The sequence below is a fragment of the Nostoc sp. KVJ20 genome, from assembly GCF_001712795.1.
Classification (GTDB): domain Bacteria; phylum Cyanobacteriota; class Cyanobacteriia; order Cyanobacteriales; family Nostocaceae; genus Nostoc.
The window spans coordinates 1-3,330 of the sequence record NZ_KV757811.1; the positions used below are offsets into that span (position 1 = coordinate 1).

General features: G+C 43.5%; 1 protein-coding gene. It reads left to right on the plus strand.

What is annotated here, in order from left to right; translation table 11 throughout:
- Positions 1 to 3,330 (plus strand): AAA family ATPase (locus A4S05_RS37710; RefSeq protein WP_141699934.1); only part of this gene is annotated, 3,330 nt, incomplete at both ends.

The following is a 3,330-nucleotide window of genomic DNA, read 5'->3' on the forward strand; positions in this document are numbered from 1 at the left end:
GAGAATACTTTACTGAACAAAGGGCAACGGGAAGCGGTAGAATTAGCTGCAACTACATCTGACCAATTCATTGCATGGCAGGGAGTAGCTGGTGCTGGGAAAACTTTTGCTCTTAAAGAACTCAAAGCGATCGCAAGGGATGCCGGCTACACTATTATTGGCTTCGCCCCTAGTTCCTCTGCTGCTAAGGTTTTGAGCGAAGAGTTAAAAATTCAGTCTGAGACTGTTGCTCGATTACTGGTTTCGGAACCACCACCACAGATTGAACCAAATCAAATCTGGATTGTGGACGAAGCGGGTTTACTCAGTGCTAAGGATGCCCATGCACTCCTACAAAGAGCAACCTTACTTAAAGCTAGGGTGATTTTAGTCGGTGACACTCGGCAGTTGTCAGCAGTATCAGCAGGTAATCCCTTCAAATCCTTGCAGCAAGCAGGAATTAAAACCGCACACCTCAATGAATCGTTGCGCCAAAAAGACCCTCAACTAAGATTAGCAGTAGATTTAATCGCTGATGGCAGAATAGAAGCAGGATTTGAACGACTAGAAGCCAACGGTTCCATACTTCAAGTAGATAGTTTTTCCAAAATAGAGCAGATCGCCAATGATTATATAGTAGGGACACCAGAGCAGCGACTCAAAACTCTTGTGTTAGCTGGAACAAATACAGAAAGACTTGCCCTTACCCAAGCGATTCGCTCGAAGCTCAAGGGTGAAGGAACTTTGGGAGAAACTGCAACCATCACCCAATTGCAAACCAAAAATCTGACAAAAGTACAGATGCGGTTTGCCCATAACTTTGAAATTGGTGATGTGGTCATGCCGACACGGGACTATAAACGTCGGGGGCTGGAGAAAGGCAAACTGTATGAAGTGGTTGGTCGAACTACTGACAAGTTGACCCTAATTCGTGATAATGGTCAGGTAATGGATGTAGACACGGCTTTTGAGAAAGCGGTTTACCAGAGTCACCAGATTGAAATTGCCGTGGGCGATCGCCTGCAATGGAAGAAAAACGATCGGCAATTGGGACGACGTAACGGACAGGAATTTACTGTAACAGGGATTGACCTGAACATAGTCCAGATTAAATATGCTGATGAGCGTACTGAATGCATTAGTTTGGCACAGGCGCAAAACTTAGACTATGCCCTTGTGAGTACAACATATAGTAGTCAGGGGAAAACTGCGGATCGGGTGTTAATTTCGGCAGATTTCACTATTGGACAGGAAAGTTTTTATGTTGCTGCCAGCCGTGCAAGGTATCAATTAAAGATTTACACCGAAGATCCAACACGATTGGTAGAGTTGGCGCAACAGTCGAAAGCCAAAGAGAATGCTTTGGAATTGCTACGAAAACAAATTCAGAAATCGACTTTCAAGCAGCACCAAGCAATAACTATAAATATAAGTGCCCCTTTTGAGAAGCCAGTACTAAAACAAGAGACGACAGTATCTACTCCAAATGTCCAGCCAATTGTGAAATCAGTTGCATCTAGCCGGACAACAAGCCATGATTCATCAATAAAAGTACCGAAAGTCTTGCCCGTCTTGAAAGAGACACCAAATTATAATACTGTTGAATCGGTTTTCTCTAAGCCAGTACTGAAATCTCCTGTCCCCACAGAAGCTTTTTGGACACCATATCATACTGAAGACATTCCCAATTTTATTGAACCAAAGGATTGGCAGGAGTTTGAAAATAGTGCTATTCATCCCGATATTACAGCGTTGAACTTTGAGAGTCTTCAGTTTAACTATGCAGGTGGTGAGCATGAAGCCTGGGAACGGCTCATGGTCAGCGAAAAACTAAATCGAACAAATACAGGACGGCTAACAGATGGTTTTATAAGGGCATATTCGCATCTTGATGCTGGTGGCTGGTGGTGTGATGCTGGAGTTGATGCGCGAACATTTGCTGACTTAAAGCCAGGTGAGAAACCGCCGATTAAAAGATGGGGATGTTACAAGCCAAATCAACCAAGACCCAAAAAAGATGAGTCTGGGCAAATAATTGAAGGGAAATTCATTAAATATGAGCATCCCCCAAAAGTTGAATTAAGTATCTTCTTGCTAGATGTCCCTGACGATATTGCCGAACGCATTTACTCCAAATACAAGGTGAACCCCAGTGATAGCGATCGCCAGTCAGGATTTTGGTACTGTGTATGGAAACATAATATCCCCTGTGCGATCGCAGAAGGAGCTAAAAAAGCAGCCAGCCTGTTGAGCCAGGGTCACGCTGCCATTGGGCTACCTGGGATTTCGGCGGGATACCGAACTCCCAAAGATGAGTTTGGCAAGAAAATTGGCAAGTCTTACCTGCATGAAGAGTTAGCAGTTTTTGCCACACCTTCTCGAGAAATCAAATTCTGCTTTGACTATGAAACCAAGCCTAAAACGAAGCTCAATATTGAGAGGGATATTTCCGTAACTGGAAGATTGTTGCAGAAGCTTGGAGCTAGGGTCAAGGTCGTCAGCTTGCCAGGGCCTTCTAAAGGTGTTGACGATTTCATAGTCGCAAGTGGGCCACTGGCTTACGAAAAATTGAGCCATCAAGCAATGAAGTTAAGGGACTGGCAACAGCACAATCAACACTCAAAAGTTGCTGCAATAGAACCACCCAAACTTCAGCTTAAAGAAAGTTCTTTACAACAAACCTCACCAAATCAACCAATAGGACAAACCCATGACAACCAACAACAACCCAACCCAGATACAGTTATTAACCGAGAAGATAGAGGAATTATTAACCTCTCACGGGAAACTGAACAAGAATTTCGAGCAGTTAGAAATCAAGAACTCTCAACTCACCGAAAAAATTCAGAGCTTAGAGGTAGCCCAGCAACAGAGGTTGAGCGACTTCTTACAGCAGTTAGCCGAGACATTGAATGCCAAGAAGTCCTCGAACTTAGAGCCATTAGTACAAGAATTAACCCAAGCTCTACAGATGATTGGCTTCGAGGTCAACGAGCAACGAACTTCTCAAGACAAGTTAACCCAGAAGATTCAGCAATTATTGACGGCGCAGCAAGTGATGTCAGTTTTGAACAAAATGGAAACGCCAAACGACCAACTACCGAACAACTCTTAAACGCAATTACTGAGAATATTCAACAGTCAGTAGTTGATGATGCCTTGGTTGAAACGTTACCACAATTAACAGAACAACTGTACGGGTATCAGCAGCACCTCTTAGGAGCTAGAACCAGATTAGATGACTTTGGAGCAGTGATTGCTTCAATTGAGCAACAAATTTCATCAAAAAGAACAGTGGATGTAATCTCTGACTTTATTGAACAGTCAGTAGTTGAGTCCACCCTAATAACT